The organism is Sphingomonas sp. SL1004, assembly GCF_057815015.1.
In genome coordinates, this window is sequence record NZ_JBYMUX010000001.1 from 3,066,994 (window position 1) to 3,093,149 (window position 26,156).

At 64.6% G+C, this 26,156-nt stretch carries 31 protein-coding genes; 10 read left to right on the forward strand and 21 right to left on the reverse strand.

Annotated features, from left to right (window positions below; translation table 11 throughout):
• Positions 1-66: 66 nt before the first annotated feature.
• A complete protein-coding gene (locus tag AC3D24_RS13930) occupies positions 67-1,116 on the reverse strand; it encodes a malate dehydrogenase (RefSeq protein WP_243693492.1) in 1,050 nt (349 codons plus the stop codon).
• Positions 1,097-2,266, reverse strand: coding sequence for a YncE family protein (locus AC3D24_RS13935; RefSeq protein WP_051583499.1), 1,170 nt, complete (start codon positions 2,264-2,266; stop codon positions 1,097-1,099). The genes AC3D24_RS13930 and AC3D24_RS13935 overlap by 20 nt, the downstream gene beginning before the upstream one ends.
• 244 nt (positions 2,267-2,510) lie before the next feature.
• On the opposite strand from AC3D24_RS13935, the gene AC3D24_RS13940 reads away from it, so the two are divergent.
• The 4 genes from AC3D24_RS13940 (at position 2,511) to AC3D24_RS13955 (ending at position 5,615) form a co-directional block, all read left to right on the forward strand.
• On the forward strand, positions 2,511-2,990 hold the full coding sequence (locus AC3D24_RS13940; protein ID WP_043150680.1) for a hypothetical protein: 480 nt from the start codon (positions 2,511-2,513) through the stop codon (positions 2,988-2,990).
• 35 nt (positions 2,991-3,025) lie between these two features.
• The gene (gene copM, locus AC3D24_RS13945) at positions 3,026-3,394 is read left to right on the forward strand and encodes a CopM family metallochaperone (RefSeq protein WP_008828623.1); all 369 of its coding nucleotides are present in this window, start codon (positions 3,026-3,028) and stop codon (positions 3,392-3,394) included.
• Positions 3,391-4,809: a YncE family protein gene (locus AC3D24_RS13950; protein ID WP_037535052.1), complete on the forward strand. Its 1,419-nt coding sequence runs from the start codon at positions 3,391-3,393 to the stop codon at positions 4,807-4,809. Before copM ends, AC3D24_RS13950 begins: the two co-directional genes overlap by 4 nt.
• 221 nt (positions 4,810-5,030) lie before the next feature.
• Positions 5,031-5,615 (forward strand): recombinase family protein, encoded by a 585-nt coding sequence (locus AC3D24_RS13955; RefSeq protein ID WP_151990310.1) that lies wholly within the window; start codon positions 5,031-5,033, stop codon positions 5,613-5,615.
• Between the two features lie 134 nt (positions 5,616-5,749).
• On the opposite strand, the gene AC3D24_RS13960 is transcribed toward AC3D24_RS13955, so the two are convergent.
• From AC3D24_RS13960 to AC3D24_RS13970, 3 genes are read right to left on the reverse strand one after another with little or no spacing between them, the layout of a single operon-like run.
• Entirely contained in the window at positions 5,750-6,634 is an 885-nt protein-coding gene (locus tag AC3D24_RS13960; RefSeq protein WP_197975158.1) for a plasmid partitioning protein RepB C-terminal domain-containing protein, read from the reverse strand.
• On the reverse strand, positions 6,631-7,509 hold the full coding sequence (locus tag AC3D24_RS13965) for a plasmid partitioning protein RepB C-terminal domain-containing protein (RefSeq protein ID WP_192007783.1): 879 nt from the start codon (positions 7,507-7,509) through the stop codon (positions 6,631-6,633). The genes AC3D24_RS13960 and AC3D24_RS13965 overlap by 4 nt, the downstream gene beginning before the upstream one ends.
• Positions 7,506-9,035, reverse strand: coding sequence for a recombinase family protein (locus tag AC3D24_RS13970; protein ID WP_489031537.1), 1,530 nt, complete (start codon positions 9,033-9,035; stop codon positions 7,506-7,508). The genes AC3D24_RS13965 and AC3D24_RS13970 overlap by 4 nt, the downstream gene beginning before the upstream one ends.
• Positions 9,036-9,131: 96 nt before the next feature.
• Here AC3D24_RS13970 and AC3D24_RS13975 point away from each other — a divergent pair, with 96 nt between their 5' ends.
• Entirely contained in the window at positions 9,132-9,518 is a 387-nt protein-coding gene (locus AC3D24_RS13975) for a hypothetical protein (protein WP_489031539.1), read from the forward strand.
• A 520-nt stretch (positions 9,519-10,038) separates the two neighbouring features.
• Here the strand turns inward: AC3D24_RS13975 and AC3D24_RS13980 are convergent.
• The 5 genes from AC3D24_RS13980 to AC3D24_RS14000 form a co-directional block, all read right to left on the reverse strand.
• Entirely contained in the window at positions 10,039-10,437 is a 399-nt protein-coding gene (locus tag AC3D24_RS13980) for a hypothetical protein (RefSeq protein WP_489031541.1), read from the reverse strand.
• Positions 10,438-10,477: 40 nt separating this feature from the next.
• A complete protein-coding gene (locus AC3D24_RS13985) occupies positions 10,478-10,936 on the reverse strand; it encodes a hypothetical protein (RefSeq protein ID WP_489031543.1) in 459 nt (152 codons plus the stop codon).
• A gap of 74 nt (positions 10,937-11,010) precedes the next feature.
• Positions 11,011-11,358 carry a hypothetical protein gene (locus tag AC3D24_RS13990; protein WP_489031545.1) on the reverse strand — a complete coding sequence of 116 codons (348 nt, stop codon included), beginning with the start codon at positions 11,356-11,358 and terminating at the stop codon, positions 11,011-11,013.
• 37 nt (positions 11,359-11,395) lie between these two features.
• A complete protein-coding gene (locus AC3D24_RS13995) occupies positions 11,396-12,022 on the reverse strand; it encodes a LuxR C-terminal-related transcriptional regulator (protein WP_489031547.1) in 627 nt (208 codons plus the stop codon).
• A gap of 295 nt (positions 12,023-12,317) precedes the next feature.
• Complete coding sequence (locus AC3D24_RS14000) at positions 12,318-12,959, reverse strand: TlpA family protein disulfide reductase (RefSeq protein ID WP_489031549.1); 642 nt, start codon at positions 12,957-12,959, stop codon at positions 12,318-12,320.
• A gap of 16 nt (positions 12,960-12,975) precedes the next feature.
• On the opposite strand from AC3D24_RS14000, the gene argH reads away from it, so the two are divergent.
• Genes argH through AC3D24_RS14025 form a run of 5 tightly spaced genes read left to right on the forward strand, consistent with a single transcriptional unit; the run spans position 12,976 to position 17,601 of the window.
• Positions 12,976-14,343 carry an argininosuccinate lyase gene (argH, locus tag AC3D24_RS14005; protein ID WP_489033163.1) on the forward strand — a complete coding sequence of 456 codons (1,368 nt, stop codon included), beginning with the start codon at positions 12,976-12,978 and terminating at the stop codon, positions 14,341-14,343.
• A gap of 8 nt (positions 14,344-14,351) precedes the next feature.
• Positions 14,352-14,594, forward strand: a complete 243-nt coding sequence (locus tag AC3D24_RS14010) for a hypothetical protein (RefSeq protein ID WP_489031551.1) — start codon at positions 14,352-14,354, stop codon at positions 14,592-14,594.
• A gap of 12 nt (positions 14,595-14,606) precedes the next feature.
• Positions 14,607-15,869 carry a diaminopimelate decarboxylase gene (gene lysA / locus AC3D24_RS14015; RefSeq protein WP_489031553.1) on the forward strand — a complete coding sequence of 421 codons (1,263 nt, stop codon included), beginning with the start codon at positions 14,607-14,609 and terminating at the stop codon, positions 15,867-15,869.
• Positions 15,854-16,651, forward strand: coding sequence for a precorrin-2 dehydrogenase/sirohydrochlorin ferrochelatase family protein (locus AC3D24_RS14020; protein WP_489031555.1), 798 nt, complete (start codon positions 15,854-15,856; stop codon positions 16,649-16,651). Before lysA ends, AC3D24_RS14020 begins: the two co-directional genes overlap by 16 nt.
• Positions 16,648-17,601 (forward strand): zinc transporter ZntB, encoded by a 954-nt coding sequence (locus tag AC3D24_RS14025; RefSeq protein WP_489031557.1) that lies wholly within the window; start codon positions 16,648-16,650, stop codon positions 17,599-17,601. Before AC3D24_RS14020 ends, AC3D24_RS14025 begins: the two co-directional genes overlap by 4 nt.
• A gap of 33 nt (positions 17,602-17,634) precedes the next feature.
• Here the strand turns inward: AC3D24_RS14025 and AC3D24_RS14030 are convergent, their stop codons facing one another.
• The 11 genes from AC3D24_RS14030 to AC3D24_RS14080 form a co-directional block, all read right to left on the reverse strand.
• Positions 17,635-18,033, reverse strand: a complete 399-nt coding sequence (locus AC3D24_RS14030) for a flagellar export chaperone FliS (protein WP_489031559.1) — start codon at positions 18,031-18,033, stop codon at positions 17,635-17,637.
• On the reverse strand, positions 18,030-19,481 hold the full coding sequence (fliD, locus tag AC3D24_RS14035) for a flagellar filament capping protein FliD (protein ID WP_489031561.1): 1,452 nt from the start codon (positions 19,479-19,481) through the stop codon (positions 18,030-18,032). The genes AC3D24_RS14030 and fliD overlap by 4 nt, the downstream gene beginning before the upstream one ends.
• A 66-nt stretch (positions 19,482-19,547) precedes the next feature.
• A complete protein-coding gene (flhB, locus tag AC3D24_RS14040; protein WP_489031563.1) occupies positions 19,548-20,678 on the reverse strand; it encodes a flagellar type III secretion system protein FlhB in 1,131 nt (376 codons plus the stop codon).
• 15 nt (positions 20,679-20,693) lie between these two features.
• On the reverse strand, positions 20,694-21,467 hold the full coding sequence (gene fliR / locus AC3D24_RS14045) for a flagellar biosynthetic protein FliR (protein WP_489031565.1): 774 nt from the start codon (positions 21,465-21,467) through the stop codon (positions 20,694-20,696).
• A 127-nt stretch (positions 21,468-21,594) separates the two neighbouring features.
• A complete protein-coding gene (fliQ, locus tag AC3D24_RS14050; RefSeq protein WP_055874447.1) occupies positions 21,595-21,864 on the reverse strand; it encodes a flagellar biosynthesis protein FliQ in 270 nt (89 codons plus the stop codon).
• A 104-nt stretch (positions 21,865-21,968) separates the two neighbouring features.
• Positions 21,969-22,844, reverse strand: coding sequence for a flagellar type III secretion system pore protein FliP (fliP, locus tag AC3D24_RS14055; RefSeq protein WP_489031567.1), 876 nt, complete (start codon positions 22,842-22,844; stop codon positions 21,969-21,971).
• Positions 22,841-23,095 (reverse strand): flagellar biosynthetic protein FliO, encoded by a 255-nt coding sequence (locus tag AC3D24_RS14060; protein ID WP_056054129.1) that lies wholly within the window; start codon positions 23,093-23,095, stop codon positions 22,841-22,843. The genes fliP and AC3D24_RS14060 overlap by 4 nt, the downstream gene beginning before the upstream one ends.
• Before the next feature lie 5 nt (positions 23,096-23,100).
• Positions 23,101-23,391, reverse strand: a complete 291-nt coding sequence (fliN, locus tag AC3D24_RS14065) for a flagellar motor switch protein FliN (protein ID WP_380782524.1) — start codon at positions 23,389-23,391, stop codon at positions 23,101-23,103.
• Entirely contained in the window at positions 23,388-24,350 is a 963-nt protein-coding gene (locus AC3D24_RS14070; RefSeq protein WP_489031570.1) for a flagellar motor switch protein FliM, read from the reverse strand. The genes fliN and AC3D24_RS14070 overlap by 4 nt, the downstream gene beginning before the upstream one ends.
• A 3-nt stretch (positions 24,351-24,353) precedes the next feature.
• A complete protein-coding gene (locus AC3D24_RS14075) occupies positions 24,354-24,980 on the reverse strand; it encodes a flagellar basal body-associated FliL family protein (RefSeq protein ID WP_489031572.1) in 627 nt (208 codons plus the stop codon).
• 19 nt (positions 24,981-24,999) lie between these two features.
• Positions 25,000-26,130 (reverse strand): flagellar hook-length control protein FliK, encoded by a 1,131-nt coding sequence (locus AC3D24_RS14080; protein ID WP_489031574.1) that lies wholly within the window; start codon positions 26,128-26,130, stop codon positions 25,000-25,002.
• Positions 26,131-26,156 lie beyond the last annotated feature (26 nt).

Sequence of the window (26,156 nt, forward strand, 5' to 3'; positions counted from 1 at the left end):
ATAGGGAAAGGAGATCAATCGCACCAACCAAAGATTACGGTCATTCCAATCAGATATACCGATCGGTCATTTCAGAATGTCGATAACCGCCTCACGTTCATCGACCAGTTCGGCAATCGTGCGATCAAGCATCGTTCGCTGGAATGGATCGAGGATCAGTCCTTCGATACGCGCATACCCACCGCTTTTGCAGTGCACCGGCACGCCGCACACCAGCCCTTGCGGGATACCGTAGGAGCCATCTGACACCACGCCCATCGACACCCAATTGTCGCCTGCGCCGTGCACCCAATCGCGCAGATGGTCGATCGCCGCATTTGCTGCCGACGCGGCCGAGGACGCACCCCGTGCTTCGATGATCGCGGTTCCGCGCTGCGCAACGGTGGGGATCAGGGTCTCGCGGTACCAGGCCTCGTTTCCGATACGGTCGGCAAGCTTTTGGCCATCGAGTTCGGCATTCCCCCAGTCGGCAAACATCGTCGGCGAATGGTTTCCCCAGACGACGAGCTTTGTAATCGCATCGACACCGACACCCGCCTTGGCCGCAAGCTGTCCCTGCGCGCGGTTGTGATCGAGGCGGATCATCGACGTGATGTTTTCGGCAGGGAAACCCGGTGCGCTTTGCGCAATGATCCAGGCATTTGTGTTGGCGGGATTACCGACGACCAGGATCTTGGCGTCGCGTTTGGCCACTGCGTCCAGCGCTGCGCCCTGCGTCTTGAAGATCGCTGCGTTGGCAGCGAGCAAATCACGGCGCTCCATGCCCTTCGAGCGGGGACGAGACCCGACCAGCATGGCCGCATCGATGTCCTTGAAAGCCACCATCGGATCATCAGTAATGATCACATCTGCCAGCAGCGGGAACGCGCAATCCTCCAGTTCCATGACCACGCCGCGTACTGCGTCCAGCGCCTGCGGCACGTCGAGCAGTTGAAGGATAACGGGCTGGTCCGGTCCGAACACGTCACCCTGCGCGACCCGGAAGAGCAGCGAATAGCAAATTTGTCCTGCGGCACCGCTGATCGCGATCCTGACGGGGGGCTTGGTCATTTTGGAAAGGGCTTTCGTTGGGAGATTACAGACGGTGTGAGACCGATCAACGCGCCGCCAGGGCAAGCGCCGCATCGCGCCCGGATGGCACCAGATTGGCGAGACCTTTTCCTGATCTTACGGCACCAGGAACGTAGATCAGGCTCTGCGCATCCGTACTGATCGGGATCGTCGACACGGTGGTGTACGTCAGCGTGTCGATCCCAGCGACCTTGTTGGTTCCGGCCAGGCTGGCATAGATCCTCGTACCATCGCCCGACGGCCAAACCGCACTCGGAGCCGCTTGTAGCGGGACGGTTGCCACAGCCTCCAGGCTGTCGGTTCTATAGACCTTGATTGCAGGTTGATCGCCGCCAACGCTGACATAGGCAAAGGAATCGTCTGCGCGCTGGGCGAAGTTGACCGCGCCCGTTGCTGGACCAGTGTTTATCACTTCGCGTACCGCAAACGGCGGTTTGGCAGCAAAGACCGTGGTCGTGCCGCTCTCGCGGCGTGTTGCCCAGATCTGTTTGCCATCTGGCGAGACCGCGATTGCTCCCGCACCTGCACCGTTGCTGGCAACGTGTCCGACGACGCGCCGATGCTCGACGTCGACAACCAGGATGGACGGCCTTTCAGTAAGCGATACAAAGGCATAGCGTCCGTTTGGCGACAGGATGGTCGCGCCCGCTCCGCCACTTGCTGGTACGCGGGTGATCTCCCGCGCTGTCTTAGGATCCACGACCGCGATGGCATGTTCATCGCCGAGCGAAACCCAGAGTTCGTGCCCATTGGGCGTAAACGCGACGGCGGTAGGCGACGTCTGGAACACGGTCCGGCCCCGTTCCGTGTTCGTGGCCAGATCTACGAGCGTCACACTGTGCTGCGCTAATGCCGATACCGCCAGGGTCCGCCCGTCACGCGTTGCAGCCAGGTGCTGGACTTTGGGGCTGGAAAAGCTGGGCTCAGCTATCGCGCTTTTGGCGAGGTCGATCCGTCCCAGTTCGTTGCCCGCTGCAGGATCGATGACAACGATCTTCGTCGATGTAGGGTCAGACACATAGATCCGGTCATGATGGCTGAGGTCGATATCAGCCTTCGACCACGGTGCCTGAACCGCCTTGATATCGTAGGGAAAGTCGTCCGCCGCAGGTGCAGCCCAATAGGCCTGAGCGATCGCCGGGACTGGCGCTACGGAGGCCAACATCGCGGCAACCAGAACGATCGCAGCTTTCATCGTTTGATCCTTATCACGGACCCGGCGGGTGATCGTGCCGGTCCGATGCCGCTAGATCGACCGATATGTCCCTCGCGTCCAACGCATGGTCGCGATGATTTCAATACGAAAACGCGATTATAGATCGCCGACCGTTCCTGTTAAATGATTGGAATGACCGTGGTTATGCGTTGGACCGACCGCCCCGCCGCAATCATCTATCCTGTCACGCTCGGCATTCATCGAGACGCGCGGAGACTTCCTCATGGCAACACAGCCGATCTACGATCTCGCTACCGAGACACTCGTTGCTCCTAAGCCTGTGCGTCGACATCTCGCAATCGTGCCGGATGCAGGCAATTATGACGAGCTGGAAAGAACGGCTCCAGGCATCGCATCGCGCGGCGTCCATCCTGCCACGTTGGGCTTGCTCGTCGGCGTGTATGCAGCAATGTTGCTGACTTTCTGGACCTTCTTCGCACGTGATGCAGCTACGGCGCTCGTCCTGACGGTCGTGTCGGTCTTCATGATCCTGTATTTCGGTCTGATTGCTGGCGGCATCGTACTCAGCGATACTCCCGCCCCCGGCGAACCCCTCCGTTCGTTCTCGGAGTTCATCAAGGGCCCGGTCGATATCTTGACGGGCACGATCACAGGGCGCGAAGCGGCTATACAGATGCTCTTTCTCCCGGCCTGCATGGCCGTGCTAGCAACGATTATCGGCATCATCGCTCGCGTGTCGTAAACAGGAAAACTAGGGACAGGACGATGAGATCACGCATGACCTTGCTGATGGCGATAGGCTTGTCCGTATCGACCGCTGCTATCGCGCAAACGGACGGCTTCGCGTCCGCGATGGATGCGGCGATGACGCGGATGCACGGCGCGATGATGACCGGCTATTCAAACGATCCCGATCGCGACTTCGCAAGGATGATGATCCCGCATCATCAAGGTGCGATCGACATGGCTGAGATCGAGTTGCGTTACGGCAAGGACGAACGCCTGCGCCGGCTTGCGCAAGGGATCATCGTCGAACAGCGTCAGGAAATCGCGGTGATGCAGGGCATCCTATCCGAAGGCGGCGCGTTGCCACGTCACACCGGACCGACCGCGACTGGTCACCCCCATCACGGAGACCGTCCATGAAGCGTTTCACCCTAACCGCCTGCACCGCCTTGTGCTTTTCAGGCCCTGCGTTTGCCCAGCAAGTGCCCAATGCGACCCCCGACATCCCTGTCAGCGCGCAGGACCGGTTCTACACGTCGGACCAGTTCTCCAACACCGTGTCGGTGATCGACCCATCAACCAACACGCTGCTCGGCGTCATCAAGCTCGGCGACCAGACCCCCGCCAACCTCAGCCCGCTCTACAAGGGGCAGCTGCTTGTCCACGGCATGGGCTTCTCGCCCGATCGTAAGACGCTGGCGGCGATCTCGATCGGTTCGAACTCGGTGACGTTCATCGATACCGCGACCAATGCCGTGAAGCACACGACCTATGTCGGGCGCTCGCCGCATGAGGCGTTTTTCCGCCCCGACGGTCGCGAAGTCTGGGTCGCGGTGCGCGGCGAGGATTATATCCAGGTGCTCGACGGCAAGACCTTCGCGCCGACCACGCGCATCCCCGTCCCCAACGGCCCCGGCATGACGATTTTCTCGCCGAACGGGAAATACGGCTATGTCTGTTCGAGCTTCTCACCCGAGACCGTGGTGATCGACACCGCCTCGAAGAAGATCGTCGGTCGCGTCAAGCAGGCAAGCCCGTTCTGCCCCGACATCGCCGCGACGCCCGACGGCAAGCAGGTCTGGCTGACGCTGAAGGACGTCGGCAAGGTCATGGTGTTCGACGCCAAGCCACCCTTCGCAGTGCTGAAGACGTTCGACACCGGCGCGATCACCAACCACGTCAACATCGCCCGCACCAAGGCCGGCCAGTTCGCCTATGTGACGGTCGGCACCGAGAATGTCGTGAAGGTGTTCCGCACCACCGACTTCGTGCAGGTCGCGAGCATCCCGGTCGGCGCGCTGCCGCACGGTCTGTGGCCGTCGGGCGACGGCTCGCGGATCTATGTCGGGCTGGAGAACGCCGACGCTGTTGCGGCGATCGACACCGCCAGCAACACCGTCATCGCGACGATTCCGATCGGTCAGGGGCCGCAAGGCGTGGCCTATGTTCCCGGCGCGGTGCCGGTAGGCGAAGGCCGTGCAAACCTGATACCGCTCGCACAGGCCGGCATGAAGATCCAGCTGACCCTCGCCGGGACTGGCCGCAGCCAGGTCACGCTGTTCGATCAAGGCCAAGTCCAGATCCTGCAGGCGGCGGTTGCGGGCCTCAGCCCAAAGATGCCCTATGTCCTTGGGCTATCCTCCCGCGCTGATGGTGGCGGCGTGATCCAGCCTCTGGCAAAGTTCATGACCAATCCGGCTGGCGGCGCGATCGTCAACACGCTCGGACCGCTCCGCCAGATCGTCAGCGACGCGAAGGGCGACATGCGCCGGTACCTCGTCATTGCGTCAGGCGACCCGATGATGCCGAGCGCTGTCGTTCAGGTGCAGAAATGAGGGTTCAGGTGAACCCTGCGATCTCCTGTCCGTATCCAGTATCTTGGTCATGACGCCGGTATAGGTTGCCGCAGCGTCTTGAGACTGTCGGAAAACACATGATAGGCGACACCCCGGCGCCCGCTTTCGCTGGACCCTATCCCCTCTTAATTGATAACAGTCGACAAACCCTGTCGCTTTGTTATTTTGTTCGGAAACATACGTTTGAGGGTTTGTCGTACATGCTGGTCGGATACATGCGGGTGTCGTCGGTCGACGATCGCCAAACGGTCGATCTCCAGCGTGATGCGCTAGTCGCAGCTGGCGTCGATCATCGTCATCTCCATACCGACAAAGCATCAGGCGCGCGCGACGATCGGCCGGGGTTGAAAGACTGTCTCGACTATCTGAACGCGGGTGACACGCTGATCGTGTGGAAGCTCGACCGCCTCGGGCGCTCGCTGCCGCATCTGCTTACGATCGTCACAGACCTTAAAGTGCGGGGCATCGCGTTCCGGTCGCTGACCGAGCAGATGGATACGACCACGCCGCACGGCGAATTGCTGTTCTCGCTGTTTGGCGCATTGGCGCAATATGAGCGGGCGTTGACACGTGAGCGGGTAATGGCAGGTCTGGCCGCGGCCAAACGCCGAGGACGCCAAGGTGGCCGACCGCCGATGATCGAGGCCGAAACGCTCGAACGGATTACTGCCGCGTTGGAGGGAGGGGCCAGCAAGGCGTCAGTCTGCCGAAGCTTCAAGGTGCCGCGCTCGACCTTGCTCGGCACGCTTGCGCGGATCGGCTGGACCGCGCCGGCCAAGATTTAACCGAACGCAGCGACCCGACCTTTACCGCTGCCAGAACCGGGGCAACCAGGTCTTACATCTTCTGCTTCGGCCCAACGGGGATCGTTTATCAGTACAGATGTTGAAAACGGCTTAGGCGACGTCCGAGTAATGCCTCAGCTAGCATCCAGAGAGGTCGCGTCAACTATGGCTTGGAACTGGCTCATGATTTCAGGATGCCTTGACGTGATGTAGCTCGCGACTTTGTCGTTGCCGATCAACCGCTTCAGGTAGCGCGACGAAAGCACGAGTTCGAGGACGTCGTCGCCGAAATTGGAGTCCCGGGCGCGGAAATCGGCATTGAGCGTTTCGAGTTCACGTTCCATTCGCGCCATCTGTTCCGGCGTGACGCCGAGTATCTTCTTAGGCTGATCGGGTTTGGCGAGATCGCACTGACGGGTCGCGGCCAGGATCGCTCGAGCGTAGCTGGCGGTGAAGTTGTTCATCGCCGCCATCATCTCAGCCGCCGCAAACTGCTTCTCCGGCTTCAGCTTGCGGAGGATGTCGAAGACGACCGCGTTAACGTGCTTGTCCTTGAGTATCTCGACGGTATCGGAGGATATTCTGTCGAGCATGGTCCGTCGGCGGGCGACCAGCGTTTCGTCCATGCCCAGCGCCGCGGCAATCATGGCGGCCGGCACGCCACGATCGAGGGCACGCGTAATCATGTAGTGCTCCTGCACCGTAGCCAGACGGTTCACCCGCTTATTGTAGGTGAAGGCTTCGTCGTCGTCAGCGACGATGCACGGAGCCGACTCCACAGACGCTTCGCGCAGCGCATGCAGACGAAGATGGCCATCGAGCAGCATGTGCCGTCCGTTCCTATCGGCGACCGTGACGGCCAGTGGCTCGACGATGCCGATCTCACGCACCGAGGTCGCGATGCGGACATAGCGCTTTGATTCGACTATGCGGACCGTCATTGGGCGGACCGGCAGGATCGCGTCGAGACGAAGGTCCAACACCTCGCGAGCGAACGATATCCGGATCGGATCTTTCACGTCGGGTCTCCGGCGATGCCCAGGCGCTGAGCGACAGGATGAGGGAGACTGGCCAGCCCTTCGGCTCGAAGAAGCGTGACGAAATGCTCGTCCGCCAGCAGCTTGCCCATCGCGCCGACGATGAACGTGAGGCGTCCTTCCGTCAGCGTTGCCTTCTTCACCAGAAGTCGCTGGCGCTCGACCTCCTTTTGGTAGGCGCGGACGAGCGCAGCGGCGGTTGTGGGCTGGCTGCGTTTCGGTCCGGTTCGAACGGACTTGATGCCTTTGCCGATCAGGTTCCGCTGATCGACGATCCTCCGGATCGCGAGAACCTGAGCGCCCGGTAACGACCCCGCTTCGTACGCCTCCGTAAGGGACCGCTGCACCTGCGCGTCGTCGGCACGGGCGATCTCGGCCGCGATGGTGTGTGGAATGACACCACGTTCAACGGAGTCCAGCAGCCGTTCCTCGCCTTTCTCAAGCAGGAAGTTGATCGTCCAGACGTACTCGGGGCTGAAGCCGACCTTCCGCGCTATCTCCGTATGGCTGTAGCCGCGCTGCCGCAGCACGCCCACTTCGCGGATCAGCTCGAGCGGGGACAGGTTGCGGCGCGCCATGTTCTCGACGAGACTCATCACGTAGCATTCGTCGCGAGTGGCTTCGATGACGATGGCCGGGATCGCGGTCGCGCCCAACTTGACGAATGCCTCCATGCGACCTTGTCCGCAGATCAGTTCGAAGCCCTGGCCGTTTGGTGAACGCCTGACCATGATGGGGCGCTTGAGTCCGACCGCGCGTATGCTTTCGACGAGATCTTCGAAGACCTTCCGGTTGCGTACCCGGGGGTTCAGCACTTCGATAGAGGCGATGGGAATGTCGATGATGTCGGGCGTCACAGCGCGTACTCCACGGCGTGACGGCGCAGCAGGTGGTACAGCGGCGAGAGGTCTTCGGCGCGATAAGCATCGAGCATGATGCCGTTGTCCTCTCCCATGCCGAAACGCGGCTCGGCACCGAGATCGATCCACGGAAGGAGATAGTGGTCCCGCACCGTCCTGTTGTCGGGCGCGAGGCGAACGATGACTGTGATGTCGGGCCGCAGACCAGCGTCGAGGCGGACCCGCCAGCGTAGCGATCCGGCGGCGGTCGTCCGGCATCGAGCGATAACGAGCGCGATCGTCACCTCGTGGTTGACGACGAGCAGATCGGTCGTTCCGTCGACCGAGACATGGGCGCCGACCGCTTCGATGCCCAAGACGGTGCTGGCGACCACCTCGGGGTGCATCAGGCGAAGCTGGCGATTGGTCTCGACGTAGCGGAAGTCGCGGTCGGGGGTGTAGCCTATCAGCTGGTATGCCCGCAGCAGGCTGCCGAACCGATGTCTATAGGCAGCCGTTGATGGCATCGACTCGACCTCGTCGATGATCATGCCCGACAGGACGCCTTTGGCGGAGAGCAGGTCCGACAGCATGGTCAGGAGATCGGAATCCGAGAAGCGCCGGGCGCGCTCAGCGAGGATAGTCTGCGCGGCTTCGAACAGCCCCGGATCGACGATCGCCTCGAACGCACCGATCCGCCGGATCCACATGTCCGGTGGGTTCACCACGCGCTGCTTCTTCAGTTTAAAGGAGACGCGGTTGTAGACGTTGTTCCCGATGTACTTCTCGTTGCTCAGAATCTGCCTGACGACGGAGCGGGTCCATGACTTGCCCAGATCGGTGACGAAGCCTTCGCCGTTGAGGGCGGTCGCGATCTCGCGCTCCGACCTATGCTCGAGTACGAACCATCGGTATATCCGGCGCACCGTTTCGATCTCGATGTTCGGTCCCGGCACAAGGATGACGCGGTCCGTCTGGAGGCTCTTCTGTTCGCCGGCTGCGAGGAGCGTCTTTGGTTCGTTGCGCTCGTTCACGAGATGTCGACGCAGGCCGTATCCTGCGGGGCCGCCCTGCCGATAGCCCATAGTGATTAGGCGGCACTGCCCCGCGAAGACCTTCGTGGACAGTTCACGGCTGTATTCGCCGGCCATCATCCGTTTGACGGTCTTGATTACGTTTGCCTGGAAGCTGCCGTCGTTGTCGAACTGCTCCGCGCAGTAGTGGACGTGTATGCCGCGTTCCCGGCAAATGAATTCGTAGTAGGCGCTCTCGTCCGCGTCCTGGAAGCGCCCCCAGCGACTGATATCGTAGACGAGGATCGCGTCGTAGTCGGCCTTGCCGCTCTGCACGTCGTCGATCAGACGTCTGAGCGCATCGCGTCCGGCGATGTTCAGTCCGCTACGACCTTCGTCCGCATAGGTGCGGACAATTTCGATGCCCCGCCTGGCGGCATATGCCGCGATCGCTTCGGCCTGGTTCTCGGTCGAGTACTTTTGAAGGTCGGTCGACATGCGCACGTACTGAGCGGCCCGCACCAGCTTCATGTCCGGAGGTTCTTCCCGCACCGCTTTTCCTGACGCTTGTCACGGGCGTGTCGCTCCCGTGTCCGACTGACGTCTTTCTATTCGCGGGAGGATGGAATGTCGTTGTCGGAAAAGGACCGAAAACTTCGCGCGGGAGACGGAAACAAATTTCCCATTGATCCGGCCGCAGACACGGTGGCGTCATTCGCCAGTGTCATCGCCGACGCGCTGCGTCGGGATTTCGGCACATCCCCGGCGAAGGTGAAGCATATCGCCCGTCTTACGGGAGCGAATGCGCGGACGGTACAAAACTGGCTCTATGGGAGGAACGGTCCGAGCGGAGCGGGGCTGGTGGTGCTGATGCGCCATTCGGATGCGGTCATGCTAGCCGTTCTCGAACTCGCGGACCGGTATGAGATTCAACACGCAGCGAAGAGCGAGAAGCTCCGGGGGGAGCTGCGTTCACTAATCACAATGCTGCTGGAGTATCTCGGTCCGGAATGACGCGGATCCCGCAACGAGCATCGACGCACAGTCCTTGCCAATAGCATGGACTCAATTGCGGGACTGTCAGGTATGGATTGGTTGCAGCAAATTGTAGGTGGTGCTCGCTCGAAGGCGGACATCGAACCGCGCGGCGAGGCCAGTGGTCAAAGGAACGATGAAATTTGCGTCATTCGGTATGTTGACGGCTGAGGCGAGGGGAGTCCGATTCGGACGCCCGCCCAAGCTCAAATCTGATCGGATCGCGTTGGGCTAGCGCCGGCAAGTCGGTGCACGAATAGCCAAGCTTTTCGAGGGCCACCATGCCCGGCTCTACCGGTCCCTGACGGCTTCGACGGTGGCGGCATAATGCCGACCTTCCCACAACCGGCCTGTAGGATGGAATCCTAACTCAACCGCGCCGGACAAATCGGTGTCAAAATTCTCGCTGATCGGTCAAAAGCTTTGTCACTTGGTTTTGACAGATCACGATATGTTCTGACCTGAGAGGGCAAGTTTTCGTGTCAAAGGACACGCTTCCCTACATCTCCTGCAGAAATCGCAGCATCATCCCGACCGCCTCGTCGGTCAGGCCGATCGAGCGTATGGCGAAGTCGGCGTCGATCGGCCAGCAGGTGACCATGCCTTGCTGCTCCATCGCCAGCACCCAGCGGCGGACCGCCGCGATCGGCAGCGCGGTGGCGATGCGGATCGCCTCGACGCTCTGCACGCTGCCTTCCTCATGTGCCACGAACAGCCCGAGCAGGATGTCCCATGCGGGATCCTGGAACAGCGCGCGCACCGGGCTGAACGTCGCCGAGCGGATCTGGCGCTGGCGCAAGATCGCGCGGGCGCGCTCGAGTTCGCTCGGCTCGGCCGTATCCCGCGAATCGATGCCGTCGTCGGACACCGCGTATTGCAGGCGAAGCGTGCCGGTCATCGCCGTTCCCCAAGGATTCGCGGTCGGTGTCGGGGCGGGGTCATCGGGGTAATCCCACAGCGATCGACCAGTCCGGATCGTTGCCATAACATGCCTTTCTGCGGCGGTGGCGTTCGGTGCCGATGACGAGCAGCGCCAGCATCGGATAGGCAAGCTTGCTGACCGCAGCGGCGTACATCCACGGCACCAGGGTCGGGTCGTAGGCCTTCACCCCGTGGACCGCGATCGTCAGCAGGTGCAGCGCGCTGATCCAGATCGGCCAGAATCGATTCGCGCAGGCGGCGATCCCGACGAGGCCCGCCAGCAGCACGAGATCCATCGCGAACAACGCGCCGTCGACCGACTGGAACGCGTGCCGCATCGAGAACGCGATCAGACTGGAGGCGATCGCCGCCAGCAGGAAGGCGATCGCGACGATCCGCTCGGGCAATCCGCCACAGCGCAACGCGAACCAACACGTCGCAAGTGCTACCGCATAATAGAACAGGATGTGGATCATGCGGTCGCGCTCGTGATGATCAGGCTAAGGGGGGCAGGCTAAGGGGGGCAGGCTAAGGGATCAGGGCGTAAGGATCAGGCTGCCTGGGCGACGACGGAGAGGTGGCTGCCGTCCGCACCGGCGAAGAACGCCGCATCGGGTTTGGGCATGCCGTCGCCGAAGCCGACGAACTTGCCGATCCGCTCGGCGCTGCGATGTGCGCCAATCGCATGGCCTTGGGCCTGGGCGATCGCCGCCATCGCACCGCCGATTTCCTGGATGACCGGCTGCGCGATCCGCGGCGTCACGCCGGCCGTAGTGCCGAAATGAGTCGAGGCGACGGCCAGCTGCGAACAGATGCCGAAGGCGTCGGCGAGTTGCGCTTCGAGCCGGTTCAGCAGGACGCCGATGTCGGTGCCGGCCTGGGTAAGCTGTGTATCCATGGCAGAGTCCCGCCCGGGGGCGGCCTTCTCGATCGATTTAGCCGGACAGGTGCGACAGCCGCTCGATCAGGTCGGCGAGCACCTTGAGACCGCTCGCGAGCATGCCGAAACCGACCGCGAGGATCACTGCGATAGCCGGGATCCAGAGCAGCCGTGCCACGACCGGAAGGTCGTTGCTGCGCTGCCCGGGGCGCCTGACCGGAAGCAGTCCCGCAATGGAAAACGGCCGCGTCGAGCGGGCTTCCATCGGTGAGAACGCTTCCGGCTCGGCGACCGGCTGAGGTCGTCCTGGCATCGACGACGCCGGCTCGACCACCCATGGAGATTGCCCCCCAGATTGTCCGGGGGGCACATCCGGACGCGCCGGGTCGAATGAGGGCGTGTCGGTAGTGGGCGCGTGGGTAGCTGGGGTGGGCGTATCCGAAGGCGGCGTATCGGAAGATTCGATATCGCCCCGCATGCGCTCGTGCTTCGCGAGCATGCGCGCGGCTTCGCCACGATCGGTCGCGCCGAGGATGCGGACCGCTTCGGCGATATAGCCGTCGACCGTCCCCGGTGCGATGCCCAGGTCGGCCGCGATCTGCTTGGTCTTCTTGAGTGCCGCCACGCCGCGCAGCACGTCGCAGTGTCGTTTCGACAGCCGTGAGATGCGCGTATCGTCCATGTCTCTCACTTCCGGCTCGGCAGGGGCAACGCCAGATCGCGCGTTTCAAAGGTTCGCGTCCCTAAGCGGTCATCGAGTCTGCGATCAACCGCCGGGAATGCTTACGTACGCACTTCGCCCCCGTGGCAATTGGACGAAACGAACAGGCTACTCCACGCAGTTCCCGCTCGGCTCGTCTCATTCGGGCGGAATTCGATGTTGTTTGCACGTTTTGCCGGCATTCATGCGTTAGGACACGCGTGCCGGCCCGCCATCAACCTTTGGCTCGTCACCAGGGCGGGTCGGCACAACGGCCTTACGATGCCTCGGCGATCAGCGCGGTCGCAGCGGGCGTGTTCCATTCATAGCCGCCGGTCATCCGCCAGACTTCCTTGCCGGCCGAATCGTACAGGATCGTGGTCGGCAGGTTCGCCTGATAGGCAAGGCTGAGGCCGAGCTTCGGATCGAGATAGGGTTTCAGCGCGACGAACGTCTTTGCGGCGAAGAACGGCGTCACCTTCTCCGCGCCCTGCATGTCCTGGCTGACCGCGATCACCTGGACCTTGCCGGCGAGCGACTTGGCGGCGGCGTCGAGCGTCGGCATCTCGGCGACGCACGGCGCGCACCACGTCGCCCACAGGTTCAGGAGCAACGGCTTGCCCTTGAACGTGGCCAGCGTGACCGGCTTGCCGTCGGGCGCGGTGAAGGCGACCGTCGGTCCTGTCTCGCCCTTGTGGCTGCGGTCGAGCTTTTCCGTGCTTGCCGTGGGGCCGGTCGCCTCGTCGGGAGCGGGGCCGGCTGGCACTTCGTCCGCGGACGCCGTATTCGCCGCAACGACGTTCGCTTGCTCCGGCGCGGGCGATTTCCTATCGCAGCCGGCGACCAGCAGGCCCATCCCCATCACAGCGGCGATCGGCCCGGACTTTAACAGCGAATTGAACACAGGATTCGAGAACATGGACGGTTCCAATTCGATGTGGGGTGGGCGGTTCGCCGAGGGGCCGGCAGCGGTCATGCGCGAGATAAACGCCTCCATTCCCTTCGACAAGCGGCTCTGGCAGCAGGATATTGCCGGTTCGAAGGCGCATGTCGCGATGCTGGGCAAACAGGGTATCGTTTCGGCGGAGGACGCCGCGACGATCTCGGCGGGGCTCGACACGGTCGCGGCGCATTATGCCGAGCACGGCGTCGAGGAGGATCTGGTCCTCGAAGATATCCATATGCAGACCGAGGCGCGGCTGGCCGACGCGATCGGGCCGGTCGCGGGGCGGCTGCATACCGCGCGCTCGCGCAACGATCAGGTCGCGACCGATTTCCGGTTGTGGGTGCGCGATGCGATCGATCAGGCGCTGGCGGCACTCGCGGGGTTCCAGGCGGCGCTGCTCGCGCGGGCCGAAGAGCATGCGGCAAGCGTCATGCCCGGCTTCACGCATCTCCAGTCCGCACAGCCGGTCACACTCGGCCATCATCTGATGGCGTATCACGCGATGGTTTCGCGCGACGTCGGGCGGTTCGCCGATGCGCGCGGGCGGATGAACCGCTCGCCGCTCGGCTCCGCGGCACTCGCGGGCACCGGCTTCCCGATTGACCGCGAGATGACCGCTGAGGCGCTCGGCTTCGACGGGCCGATGACCAACTCGCTCGACGGCGTCAGCGACCGCGATTTCGCGATCGAGTATCTCACCGCCGCGACGCAGACCTCGCTCCACCTGTCGCGGCTCGCCGAAGAGTTCGTGTTGTGGGCGTCGCAGCCGTTCGGGTTCGTCGCGCTCAGCGATCAATGGTCGACCGGCAGCTCGATCATGCCGCAGAAGCGTAATCCTGACGCCGCCGAGCTGGTCCGCGGGCATGCCGGGCGCATCCTCGGCTGCATGACCGCGCTGATGGTGACGATGAAGGGCCTGCCGCTCGCCTATTCGAAGGACATGCAGGACGACAAGCCGCCGGTCTTCGAGGCGCACGACCTGCTCGCTTTGTCGATTGCGGCGATGACGGGGATGATCGAGAGCGCGACGTTCCGCACCGACCGGATGCGCGGGCTGGCCGAGAGTGGCTTTGCGACCGCGACCGATCTCGCCGACTGGCTGGTGCGCGAGGCGGGGCTGCCGTTCCGCGAGGCGCATCACGTCACCGGGCGCGCGGTGAAGTTGGCGGAGGAACGGAAAGTCGCGCTCGACGCGCTGCCGATCGACGACCTGAAGGCAATCGATGCGCGGATCGACGAACGCGTGTACGGCGTGCTGTCGGTCGATGCGTCGGTCGCCAGCCGGACCAGCTTCGGCGGCACCGCGCCCGACAATGTGCGCGCCGCGATCCGTGCGGCGCGAGAGACGGCAGGGTGAGGGACGGCATGAAACGGCTTCTGGGATTGGCGGGACTGGTGCTGGCCCTGTCGGGCTGCGGTGCGGCGGACGGCCTGGTGCCGGCGGAGGGCAAGACGCTCCCGGTCGCGCCCTATGGTGCGAAGGCCCAGCCGACCGCCGCGCAGCTGCTCGCGCCCACCACGCAGCAACGCCCACAGCGCAGCGACGAGCTGCTCACCACGTCCCAGCCGCGGCGCAGCGACGAGTTCGACCTGCCGCCGCCCAATTGATCGAGCCTAACCATGGACCATTTCGCCTATCGTGACGGCGTGCTGCACGCCGAGGACGTCGCCCTGCCGGCGATCGCCGAGGCCGTCGGCACCCCCGTCTACGTCTATTCGACCGCCACCTTCCGCCGCCACGCACAGGTGTTCCGCGACGCGCTGAAGCCCGCCGGCCGCGTCCACTTGGCGTACGCGATCAAGGCGAACCCGAACGTCGCGGTGCTGCGCGTGCTGGCCGACGAGGGCTACGGCGCCGATGTCGTCTCGGCCGGCGAGATGCAGCGCGCGCTGGCGGCGGGCATCCCGGCGTCGGACATCGTGTTTTCGGGCGTCGGCAAGACGCGACGCGAGCTGGCGCAGGCGCTCGACGCCGGGATCGGCCAGTTCAACCTGGAGCTGGAGGAAGAGGGCGAAGTGCTCGCCGCGCTGGCGCATGCACGCGGCGAACGCGCACCGGCAGTGCTGCGCGTGAACCCCGACGTCGACGCCGGGACGCACGCGAAGATTTCGACGGGGCGCAAGGAGAACAAGTTCGGGGTGCCGATCGACCAGGCGGTGGCCATGTTCGATCGCCTGTCGAAGCATGACGGTCTCGACCTTCGCGGGGTCGCGATCCACATCGGCAGCCAGCTTGCCGACCTCGCGCCGCTCGAGGCCGCCTATGCGCGGATCGGAGAACTCGTCGCCGAACTGCGTGCCGCCGGTCACACCATCAGCCGCGTCGATCTCGGCGGTGGGCTCGGCGTGCCGTACAAGCCCGACGACGTGCTGCCGAGCCCTGCCGAATACGGCGCGATGGTTGCGCGCGCGACCGCCGATTGGGACGTCGAACTCATGTTCGAGCCCGGTCGCGTGATCGCCGGCAATGCCGGCGTACTGTTGACTGAGGTGATCTGGGTGAAGCCAGGCGTTGTGAACCCCTACGTCATCGTCGATGCCGCGATGAACGACCTCGCGCGCGTCGCGATGTACGACGCGTATCACGATTTCGTCGCGGTCGAACCGACCGGCGAACGGATGACCGCCAACATCGCTGGGCCGGTGTGCGAGACCGGCGACACCTTCGCGATGGGCCGCGATATCGACGTCGTGAAGTCGGGCGATCTCGGCATCTTCCGCACTGCCGGCGCGTACGGCGCGACGATGGCCTCGACCTACAACAGCCGCGCGCTGGTGCCTGAAGTGCTGGTCGACGGCGACCAATTCGCGGTGGTCGCCGACCGGATCCACCCGGAAACGATCCTGGCGGCCGAGCGCGTACCGGAATGGCTCAAGCGGTGACCCTTCCTCCCTCGCTACAGAGCCTGCCGCTGTTCGTCAGGTTGGCGGGGCGCCCGGTGATCCTGCTGGGCGAGGGCGAGGCGGTGGAGGCGAAACGCCGGTTGCTCGATCGCGCAGGCGCGGACGTGGTCGGCGAGGATGCAGCAGCCTCGCTCGCGATCGTCGCGATCGACGACGAGGACGAAGCGCTGGCGGCGGTCGCGCGGCTGAAGGCGCGCGGCATCCTCGTCAACGCGGTCGACCGCTCGGCGCTGTGCGACTTCACCCTGCCCGCGATCGTCGACCGCGCCCCGGTGTTGATCGCGATCGGCACGAGCGGCGTGTCGGCGGGGCTGGCGGCGGCGTTGCGCCAGCGGCTCGAGGCACTCGTCCCCGCCGATCTCGGCAGGCTCGCGCTGGCGTTGCAGGCGGCGCGTGGCGCGTTGCGGAAGCGCTGGCCCGACATGGGCGAGCGTCGGCGTGCGCTGGCGACCGCGATGGGGGCAGGCGGCATGCTCGATCCTTTGTCGCCGACGCATGACGTCGATGCGTGGCTCGCCCCGACAGGTACGCCGGCTGCAAAGCGGGACGTGGCGATAACCCTCGTCCTGCTCTCAGACGACCCCGAGGACCTGACGTTGCGCCAGGCGCGCGCGCTGGCCAGCGCCGACCGCGTCTATCACCAACCCGACGTGCCCCCGGCGATCCTCGATCGCGCGCGTGCCGATGCCGCGCGGCTGTGCGCGGCGGTGCCGGCGGACCCGGGTACGGGCCTCACCGTCGCGGTCGAGATGGCGCGGTGAGCGGCTTCGCCTTCCGCATCACCGACGGCAAGGCGACCCGTGTCGACGTGAAGGAAGCCCTCGACTGCACCGCCGACCTCGTCTGGGTGCACCTGTCGACCAACGCCGAACACGCGCAGACCTGGCTGCGCGACGAGGGCAAGCTCGACGATTACGTCGTCGATGCACTCACCGCGACCGAGACGCGACCGCGCTGCGAGGCGATCGGCGACGGCGCGTTCCTCAACCTGCGCGGGCGATCGAAGGAAGAACTCGACACCTCCGACCTGCTCGCCTCGCTCCGCATCTGGGTCGTGAAGGGCAGGGTGTTCTCGGTGACGCGAAAGCCGTTGATCGCGGTCACCCATGTCGAGACGATGGTCGAGCACGGCGAAGTCCGCGATCCCGGCGACCTGATCGCCGCCTTCGCCACCGCGATCACCGCCGATCTCGATCCCGACGTCGCATCGCTCGGCGACCAGCTCGACGATTGCGAGGAACAGCTCGACGCCAACCGCGTGTTCGAACTGCGCCGCACGGTGAGCAAGGTGCGTGTCGCGGCGATCGGCTACAAGCGCTTCCTCAGCCCACAACGTGCCGCATTGGAGAAACTCGCGGCATTGCCGGGTGACTGGCTCGCGGACGACGATCGCCTTCACCTCGCCACCGCCGCGGATCGCGCGGCGCGGATGGCGGAGGAACTGGAGTCGATCCGCGAACGCTCGGCGCTGATCCACGAGTCGCTCACCGATCTACGCGCAGAGCAGATCGACAATCGCTCGCTGATAATCTCGATCGCGGCGATGGTATTCCTGCCGCTCACGTTTCTCACCGGCCTGTACGGCATGAATGTGAAGGGGCTGCCCTATGCGGACGAACCCTGGGCGTTCGACGCGATCGCCGGTGCATGTGCGGCGTTGTCGGCGGGAATCGTGATCTACTTCGTGCAGCGCCACTGGTTTCGGCGGTAGGTAACGATCCTCCCCCTGCGGGGAGGACTGAGGTTACGCCGCGCTGGCGGTCCGCCAGGCTTGGGCGATCTCGTCGAGCATGTCCGCCGAGTCGCGAAACGGCTGCGGGTCATGGCCCAGCGAAGCGTTGATCACGGTCTTCCGCGCGCCGCCGTACAGCCGCGCGAGCGTCTCCGACACCTGCCCGCCCTTCTCGAAATCGAGCCCAGCCTCCAGCGCGAACAGGATCGCGGTGGCACGCGTGATGCGCTCGCTCTTGACCGCGAACTTGCGCTTTTCGCAGGCCCAGGCGGCAGCGCGCAACGCCGCCACCAGTTCCTTGTACAGCAGCTGCACCAGCGCCGGGCCGTCGGCGGTCGCGGTATGGCCGACCGCGTCGATCTGGCGATAGGTCGCAAACGGGTCGCGCGTGAGGGTGGAAGCGTAGGTCACGAGTCGCTCTTGTTCCAGGCTGCGATCTGGTTGGTGAGGAACGTCTGGGTCGATTTATACGCCGACACGCGCGCGTTCATGCTCGCATATTGCTGCGTCAGCCGGGTGGTCAGCTGCGCCGACTGATCAGTCACCTTGTCCTGTTGCTTGGTGACGTCGGCCTCCGCGGCGGTGTAGCGCACGGTCGAGGCGCCAAGCCCGGTCAGCGTGCTGGTCGCACTCGTGGTCAGTGCGGTCAGCGTTGCGGACAGGCCGAGCGCGTTGGTACCCGACGGCGCGAACATCGATTCGATCGTGTCGGGATACGCCGCGATCTGCTTGGCGAGCAATGTGGCGTCGACCCGCAACGTGCCGTCGGTATTGGTCGCCACGCCGATCTCCGACAGCGTCCGCGGAATGCCCGAAACGGCACCACCGACCAGCGCCTTCGAGCTCAGCGCCTTCATCGACCGCAACAACGACGTCGCGGCAGGATCGGAGCGCAAATTGCCGGTGATCGGATCGGTCTGTTCGGTGATCGCGGCCAGCACTTCGTTATAGGTCGCGACAACGTCGTTGACGGCCTGCGTCAGTGTATCGGTAGGCGTGCTGCTGCCGAGTGTCACCGGCACCGTCGAGACCCCGCTCAGCTGGAGCTTCACGCCGTCGACCAGATCGCTGATCGTGTTGCGCGATCGCTCGACCTCGATGCCGTCGACGGTCAGCTTGGCGTTCTGCGCGGTCGAGACGAGGCTGGTCTTGGTCGCGCTGCCACCGATATCGAGCGCATCGCCATCCGCGCCCTTCAGCGTGAACGCGTTGTCGGTCCCCGTCGTGCCCTTGACCGACAAAAACGCGCCGCCATTCGCATCGGTAACGACGGAGGCGGTGACGCCGCTTTTCGAGGCGTTGATACCCGCGGCGATCGCATCGATGCCGCCGTCGCCGATGTCGATCGAGACCGGCGTACCGCTACCTACCGTCAGCGTCAGTGCGCCGGTGCCGAGCGATGCGGCCCGGTTGGCGGATGCAACCGCGGTCGTCGAGCGTGCGGTCTGCGCGGTCGCGAGGCGCGTGACGGTGACGCTCGCCGACAATCCCGTCAGTTTCGCGCCGGTGATCGCGGTGGCCGACAGGACGCTGCTGTTCGAGCTGGCCGGCTGCGTCTGCAACGTGCCGCCCTTCACCAGATTGGCGAGCGCGGTCGAGAAGCCGGTGAGCGTGCTCTTGATCGTGCTGATCCCGGAGATCTGCGCGGTGAGCGTATCGGACTTGGATTTGAGCGCCGCGGTGCGCGTCGCGAACTGCGCCTCGACCAACGACGTGACCAGCGTTCCGGTATCGACGCCCGAGCCTGCGCTGAGCCCCGTCAGCAAAGCCTGCGTCGCGGTGTTGATCGCGGTCTGCGCGGCGGTCGTGGTGGCGGCGGTCGACGTCGTGCCCGTCGTGCTGGTGGTCGAAGTTACCATGCGAAAATTCCTGCACTGACGATCGGCGCGCGCTTATCCAGAGTAACGGCGGCGCGGCGCGAATCTTTAGACCTGTTTCATACCATTTTCGTCGAAACGGGCGTCCTTCGGCACGGTCACGAACGGCTGGAGTCCGCCCGCCGCTGCGTTCAGGCCGAACACGAAGGCGAGCACCGTGGCGATCGCGGTGTAGAGGTCGTCGCGGACCTCCTGGCCTTCCTTGCTGGTGTAATAGACCGCCCGGGCCAGGACCGGATATTCGAGGGTCGGCACGCGGCCTTCGCCGGCCAGTTCGCGGATCGCCAGCGCGGTCGCACCACGCCCCTTGGCGACCACCACCGGCACCTGGTCCTTGCCGCGATCATAGCGCAGCGCCACCGCGAAGTGCGTAGGGTTGGTAAGCACCACATGCGCCTCCGCGACCGATTTCCGCAGGCCGCCGCTCGCCATCGCGCGCATCTTCGCGCGCATCTGGCCCTTTGCCTCGCCGTTACCCTCGGTCGACTTGTGCTCGTCCTTCACCTCCTGCTTCGACATCCGCATCTTGCCCAACCGGCGGATGATCTGGATCGGCAGGTCGATGCCGGCGATCGCGCACAGCCCGAACGCCATCGCGATCAGGATGCCCTTGAAGATCCCGCCGAGCGTCGACAGCGCCTGGTTGAGATCGGCCGACGAGGCTAGTCCCATCGTCGAATGCGCGGCGTTCCACAGCATCCAGCCGCCGATCGTCCCGAGCAGGACGATTTTCAGCAACGACTTGCCAAGCTCGATCCAGCCGTTCGCACCGAAGATCCGCTTGAGTCCCGCGGCCGGATCGACGCGGCTGTACTTGGGCGCAAGCAGACCGCCGTTGAAGCCGAGCGAGCCGAGCCCCGCCTGGCTGAGGATCGCGGCGCCGATGCTGACGATGAACAGGGTTATGAGCGATGGCGCGAGCTTGCCACCGGCTTCCATCAGCGGGCGCCAGGGGGAGAAATCCTCGACGTCGGCATGCGTGAACTGGAAGCTTGAGCTCATGATCGCCTTGCACGCGGTGATCAAAGTCGGCCCTGCGTAGATAAGCCACGCGACGCCGGCGAGCATGCTCAGCGCGGTGGCGAAATCGCGCGACTTGAGGATGTCACCCTTCTCGACCGCATCCTTCTTGCGCTTGGCGGTTGGTGCTTCTGTCTTTTCGCCCGAATCTTCAGACATGGGCATCCTCCGACATCAGCCGAGCACCAGATTTTCGGTGGCGGCGAGGCCTTCGCGGACGATGACGAGCATGTAATCGCCCATCGTCGGGAACGCGATCGCCAGCGTGATGACGCCGACCGCGAGGCTGGCGGGCAGGCCGACCGCGAACAGGTTGAGCGAGGGCGCGGCGCGGCTCAGCATGCCGACGACGATGTTGAGGCAGAGCAGCAGGAACCCGACCGGCAACGCGAGCAGCAGTCCGGCGAGAAACGCATAGCCGCCGAAGAACGCAATCGCCTTCAGCCGCTCGACGCCAATCCACGCGGCGCCCGGGGGGAGGACGTCGTAGCTCTTCACGAGCAGGTCGATCAGGATCAGGTGGCCGTCGACCGACAGGAACAGCAGCGTCAGCATGATCGAGAAGAACTGGCCGAGGGCAGGGGAGGACTTGCCGTTCTGCGGATCGATCGAGGACGCGAAGCCAAGTCCCATCGCGCCGCCGATCACTTCGGCCGCGATCATGGGCGCAGCGAACGCGATCTGGAGAACGAAGCCGAGCGCGAGGCCGACGAGCGCTTCGGCGGCGGCGGAGAGGATCGTAGAGACCGCAAAGATGTTCTGGGGCGGGACGATCGGATGCGCGGCAAGCACGAGGAACCCGATCGCACCCGACAGCGTGACGCGCACGGTCAGCGGCACCGAGACGCTACCGAACACCGGCGCGGCGATGAACGTCGCCCCAATGCGGATCATCACGAACACGAGCGCCCACAGTTGCGGCTCGATCGAGAGCCCGAAGCCTAGCACTGTAAAATCCCCCTCCCGCTTGCGGGAGGGGTCAGGGGAGGGCGCGACGTACGTACCGGCGGCAGGTCGGTGAGGCACGCCCCTCCCCCGACCCCTCCCGCAAGCGGAAGGGGAGCAGCAAGTGCGCTCATTTTACGAGGTCCGGGATACGCTCGAAGATCCCGATCGTGAAATCGCTCAGCAACCCGAGGATCAGGCTCCCGAAGATCAGGATCGACACCGCGACCACCACCAGCTTCGGCACGAACGACAGCGTCTGCTCGTTGATCGACGTCGCCGCCTGGATCATGCCGAGGATCAGTCCCGCGAGCAGCGCTGGGATCAGGATCGGCGCACTGGCGAGCGCCAGCACCCACATCGTCTGATTGGCAACGGTCAGAAAATATTGCGCGTCCATGGCTTACAAAACTGCCGTTCGTGCTGAGCGAAGTCGAAGCACATGGGTCTCAGGCCCTTCGACTTCGCTCAGGGCGAACGGGCGGGCGGGGCGGTTCATCTGCTCTATGTCGCGAACGAGTTGGCGAGGCTGCCCATCGTCAGCGCCCAGCCATCGACCAGCACGAACAGCAGCAGCTTGAACGGCATCGAGATGATCGTCGGTGACAGCATCGCCATGCCGAGCGACATCAGCACGGTCGCGACGACCAGGTCGATGACGATGAACGGCAGGAAGATCAGAAACCCGATTTGGAACGCAGTCTTCAGTTCGGACGTGACGAACGCGGGCAGCAGCACCGAGAACGGAATGTCGGTAGGCGTCGCATAGGGGCCAGATTTCGCGATCTGCGCGAACATCGTGACGTCCTTGATCCGCGTCTGCTTCACCATGAACGCGTGCAAGGGCACGCCCGCCGTCGTGATCATCTGTGTTCCGGCGAGCTGGCCCGCGGCATAGGGCTGGATCGCGGTCGTGTTGATCTGACTGATCGTCGGCGCCATGATGAAGAAGCTGAGGAACAGCGACAGCCCGAGCAGCACCTGGTTCGGCGGCGTTTGTTGCAGCCCGAGCGCCTGGCGCAGGATCGCCAGCACGATGATGATCCGCGTGAAGCTGGTCATCATCAGCAGGATGCCCGGCAGGACCGTGAGCAACCCCATGATGATGAGGACTTGCAGCGACAGCGACAGCGAGCCGCTCTGGCCGGTGTTGCCCGCGGCTTGGCCGCCGAGCTGACCAAGTGCGCGATCGACCGCGTCGCCAACGGCAGGGTTGGTCGGGGCAGGGACGCCCTGCGCGAACGCCGGCATTGCCAGGAATAACGTGAGCAGAACCGCCAACGCGACCCATAGCCACGCGTTGCCGCGGGGGCGCGTTTTCGACGTAGAGGAGGTGAACAGCGAGGGGCCGGAGCCCTTGCGAGTAACGATCGGGCTCATGCGTCGACCTTGTCGATCAGGTGCACGCCGCCGCGACCAACCGAGACGAGCAGCCGGCGGCCTTCGAAATCGATTACCGCAAGGCGCAGGCCCGGCGATATCATCATCGTTTCCTTGACGCCGATCAGCCGGGTCGAGGGCTTGCCCGGGATCCGGCTCTCGAACTTGCGCCAAAGATACAGGCAGCCGAACATCAGTCCGCACACCAGCGGCAGCAGGATGACGAGCTTGAGGATATAGGTCCAGAGCATCGGGATCAGCCGCGCTTGTCTGGCGACACGAGTTCGGTCATCCGCACGCCGAAGCGCTCGCCGACCGTCACCACTTCGCCGCGCCCGATCAGCGTGCCGTTGACGAATACATCGAGCAGTTCGTTGGCCTGGCGATCGAGCTCGATCACGCTGGATTCGCCGAGCGCGAGCAGTTCGCGCAAGGTCAGGCTGGTCGAGCCGATCTCGACGGTCAGCTTGACGTCGACATCCTGGAGCAGCCGGAAATTGGCGGCCACCGCGGAGTCCACCGGAAACCCGCCGGTCATGTCGTTCATGCTGCAAATCCTTCGTCGAAACGGGTAATCGAGGTGAGCTGGATGGCCGCGAAGCCATTGGACGTGCCGACCGTGCCGCAGCCAAGCCGGTTGTTGCCGACCATCACCGGCACGTCGCCCGAGATGGTGATCGGGATCACGTCGCCGGGCTTCAGGTCCATCAGCATGGTCAGCTTGACGACCGGCTCGGCAAGCACCGAGCGGATCGGGAAGCGCACGTTCATCGCGGCGCGCGTCAACTCGTTGCGCCAGGCCGGATCGGGCTCGGCCGACTTGCCGACGACCTTCGCGGTCAGCGACGGCGCGTGCGGCTTCAACGCGGAGACGGGATAGACCAGATCGAGAAACACCGGCTTAGCGGCGCCCGCGGCGATCCCGAAGCGCGTGACGATCATCGCGTCCTCGCCGTCGAGATCGGCGATCATCGCCGGGTTGACCTCGACACGGGTCGGCACGAAGTCGAACCGTGCCATGGGCTCCCATGCGGTCTTCAGCGGCGCGGCGATCATCTGGCCGATCCGCGCGACCATCGCTTCGGCGGCTGGCGAGAACTCGGTCGGCAGCGTATGCGGCGCAGCACCCGTACCGCCGAAGAACATGTCGAGCATCTCGAGCACGAACTTGCCGTCCATCACGCACAGCGCCTGCGCCATGCCCGGTGTCATGATCATCGGCAGCCAGGCGGTCAGCGCTTCGCTACGTTCGGCCCGGTAGTCGGTGAAGCGCTGGACGACGAGCGGCTCGGCCCAGCTGCGCACTTCCTGCCGCAGCAGCGGTTCGAACACCGCGCGCAGGCCGCGTGCGAACCGGGCGGAGAGATGCTGCAGCGAATGCAGGTCGCCGAACGGATTGAGCTTGGCCCCGCCGAGCACGCCCTGATGCAGCACGCCCTCCTTGGGGGCGGTGGAGCGATCCCGGTCGCGCCGCTCGCGTGTCTTTGCTGAAGGCTCGTTAACCATGCCTCACTGAACAACGAAACTGGTAAAGTAAACGTTACCGATGCCGCCGAATCCCTCCTTCTGCTTCAGCGTATCGTTGATCGCTTTGGCGAGGCGGACCTGCAGCTGGCGCTTGCCGTCGCTGCTCATCACCTGCTCCTCGGTGGTGTCGCCGAGCGCCATCAAGATCGCCGAGCGGACCGCGATATCGTTGGTCTTCAGGTTGGTGATGACGGTGTCGTCGTACGGCGTGGAGACCGCGACGCCGACCTGGACGAAGTGCACCGAGTCCTGGAGATTCGAGGTAAAGTCCTTCTCCAGTGGATAGTAGGTCGAGGCGTATTTGTCGCCGCCCTGCCCTGCGGGGGGCTTCATCCCGTGGTTTTCGGGCGCAGCCTCCTCGCCGCCATGACCGCCGCCTTCGCCACCCTCGGCGGCATGCTTCTGCTCGCTTTTCGGGACGAGCTTGGGCTTGCCGTCATCGACTGCAGCGTGACCACCGCCGCCGATCAGTCCGGCGTTCGAGGCATAGACGCCCGCGCCGACGCCACCGCCGACGAGCACCAGCAGCGCGACGCCGCCGATCAGGATCGTCTTCATCTTGCCCTTCTTCTTCGGGGCGGCATCCGGCGTATCTTTATTGTCGCTCATGGTTTCGGGTTCCTTCGGTTCAAGCGATTCGGGTGTCGTCGGTGGCGGTGTCCGCGATCACGGCAGCGGCCGGCGCGGGGCGATTCGGAGTTTGCGGGGCGGCAGGGGCGCGCTGTTGTTGCGCGCTGCTGTCGCCCATCGATCCTTGTGCGAGCTTCAACCCGCGTGCCTCGGCCAGTTCGACAAGCCGCGGCTGCGCGTCCGCCAGCAACGTCCGTGTCGCGGCCTGCTCGGCATTGAAGTGGACGTGCACGGTATCGCCGTCCTTCTTGACCGACACATCGATCGCGCCGAGCGCGTCGGGAACGAGGCGGATGCGCGTATCGACCGCATCGGCGGCGTCGCGCAGCATCTCGATCCGCTCGATCATCGCGTGCGGCCAGCGATCCTGGCGCATGTCGAGCGGCGCCTGCTGTGCATCGGCGACCTTGATCTCGTGGGGCGCGGTGGCGCCGACCGGACTCAGCGGCGTATCGGACGGGGCGGCGGGCGTGTCGGGCTCGTCACGCTTCTTGGTCGCCGCCTGGATCGCTGCGCCGAACACCATCGCCGCCGACGCGACCGTGCCGAGTTGCGACTGGACGATATCCGATTGCGCGACGGCGAGGGTGACGGGCGCCGTATCGGGCGTAGCCCAACGCGGCGCGTCGGTCGTCGGCGTGTCCACCGGCGTCTGCACGGCCGTCTTTGCCGGTGGCATCGCTGCCATGATCGCGGCGGCGAGCTGCGTTGCGGGTGTGCCGCCGGCTTGGGGCGACGCGGAGGGCAGGGGTGGTTGAGGCTCTATCGGTGGAGGCGTGGCGGCCTGCGGCTGCGATTGCGCGAAGGTCGGGCGCTGCACGCTAGTTGGTTGGTTGCTGGTTGCATCAATGATGCGTGCAACGGGCAGGGTCGGCGAAGGCGTCGCGACGATCGGCTGCCACACTAACGCAGGATCGGGCGCGATGACTGGCAGCGGCAAGGCGTTGCCGGTCCCGGCGTCGTCCTGCCGGGGCTCGTCTTCCGGCGCTGCGGCGGAAGGCTCGGATTTCGTCTTGTCGCTAACCTGCTCGAAGGCACCCGCGAAATCGCCCGACTCGCCGCCGCTCTTCGCAGCGGGCGCGCGAGGGTGGAGAGGGACGGTACGGGAAAGGGTCGCGGTCTGGATCATTCGGGCACTCGCGTTCGGGCATCTGA

What these genes read in the sequence shown, in the direction of transcription:
- AC3D24_RS13935 (WP_051583499.1), bottom strand. Translation starts at nt 2,266, where the DNA reads ATGAAAGCTGCGATCGTTCTGGTTGCCGCGATGTTGGCCTCCGTAGCG.
- AC3D24_RS13940 (WP_043150680.1), top strand. Translation starts at nt 2,511, where the DNA reads ATGGCAACACAGCCGATCTACGATCTCGCTACCGAGACACTCGTTGCT.
- copM (WP_008828623.1), top strand. Translation starts at nt 3,026, where the DNA reads ATGACCTTGCTGATGGCGATAGGCTTGTCCGTATCGACCGCTGCTATC.
- AC3D24_RS13950 (WP_037535052.1), top strand. Translation starts at nt 3,391, where the DNA reads ATGAAGCGTTTCACCCTAACCGCCTGCACCGCCTTGTGCTTTTCAGGC.
- AC3D24_RS13955 (WP_151990310.1), top strand. Translation starts at nt 5,031, where the DNA reads ATGCTGGTCGGATACATGCGGGTGTCGTCGGTCGACGATCGCCAAACG.
- AC3D24_RS13970 (WP_489031537.1), bottom strand. Translation starts at nt 9,035, where the DNA reads ATGAAGCTGGTGCGGGCCGCTCAGTACGTGCGCATGTCGACCGACCTT.
- AC3D24_RS13975 (WP_489031539.1), top strand. Translation starts at nt 9,132, where the DNA reads ATGTCGTTGTCGGAAAAGGACCGAAAACTTCGCGCGGGAGACGGAAAC.
- AC3D24_RS13980 (WP_489031541.1), bottom strand. Translation starts at nt 10,437, where the DNA reads ATGACCGGCACGCTTCGCCTGCAATACGCGGTGTCCGACGACGGCATC.
- AC3D24_RS13985 (WP_489031543.1), bottom strand. Translation starts at nt 10,936, where the DNA reads ATGATCCACATCCTGTTCTATTATGCGGTAGCACTTGCGACGTGTTGG.
- AC3D24_RS13990 (WP_489031545.1), bottom strand. Translation starts at nt 11,358, where the DNA reads ATGGATACACAGCTTACCCAGGCCGGCACCGACATCGGCGTCCTGCTG.
- AC3D24_RS13995 (WP_489031547.1), bottom strand. Translation starts at nt 12,022, where the DNA reads ATGGACGATACGCGCATCTCACGGCTGTCGAAACGACACTGCGACGTG.
- AC3D24_RS14000 (WP_489031549.1), bottom strand. Translation starts at nt 12,959, where the DNA reads ATGTTCTCGAATCCTGTGTTCAATTCGCTGTTAAAGTCCGGGCCGATC.
- argH (WP_489033163.1), top strand. Translation starts at nt 12,976, where the DNA reads ATGTGGGGTGGGCGGTTCGCCGAGGGGCCGGCAGCGGTCATGCGCGAG.
- AC3D24_RS14010 (WP_489031551.1), top strand. Translation starts at nt 14,352, where the DNA reads ATGAAACGGCTTCTGGGATTGGCGGGACTGGTGCTGGCCCTGTCGGGC.
- lysA (WP_489031553.1), top strand. Translation starts at nt 14,607, where the DNA reads ATGGACCATTTCGCCTATCGTGACGGCGTGCTGCACGCCGAGGACGTC.
- AC3D24_RS14020 (WP_489031555.1), top strand. Translation starts at nt 15,854, where the DNA reads ATGGCTCAAGCGGTGACCCTTCCTCCCTCGCTACAGAGCCTGCCGCTG.
- fliD (WP_489031561.1), bottom strand. Translation starts at nt 19,481, where the DNA reads ATGGTAACTTCGACCACCAGCACGACGGGCACGACGTCGACCGCCGCC.
- flhB (WP_489031563.1), bottom strand. Translation starts at nt 20,678, where the DNA reads ATGTCTGAAGATTCGGGCGAAAAGACAGAAGCACCAACCGCCAAGCGC.
- fliQ (WP_055874447.1), bottom strand. Translation starts at nt 21,864, where the DNA reads ATGGACGCGCAATATTTTCTGACCGTTGCCAATCAGACGATGTGGGTG.
- fliP (WP_489031567.1), bottom strand. Translation starts at nt 22,844, where the DNA reads ATGAGCCCGATCGTTACTCGCAAGGGCTCCGGCCCCTCGCTGTTCACC.
- AC3D24_RS14060 (WP_056054129.1), bottom strand. Translation starts at nt 23,095, where the DNA reads ATGCTCTGGACCTATATCCTCAAGCTCGTCATCCTGCTGCCGCTGGTG.
- fliN (WP_380782524.1), bottom strand. Translation starts at nt 23,391, where the DNA reads ATGAACGACATGACCGGCGGGTTTCCGGTGGACTCCGCGGTGGCCGCC.
- AC3D24_RS14070 (WP_489031570.1), bottom strand. Translation starts at nt 24,350, where the DNA reads ATGGTTAACGAGCCTTCAGCAAAGACACGCGAGCGGCGCGACCGGGAT.
- AC3D24_RS14075 (WP_489031572.1), bottom strand. Translation starts at nt 24,980, where the DNA reads ATGAGCGACAATAAAGATACGCCGGATGCCGCCCCGAAGAAGAAGGGC.
- AC3D24_RS14080 (WP_489031574.1), bottom strand. Translation starts at nt 26,130, where the DNA reads ATGATCCAGACCGCGACCCTTTCCCGTACCGTCCCTCTCCACCCTCGC.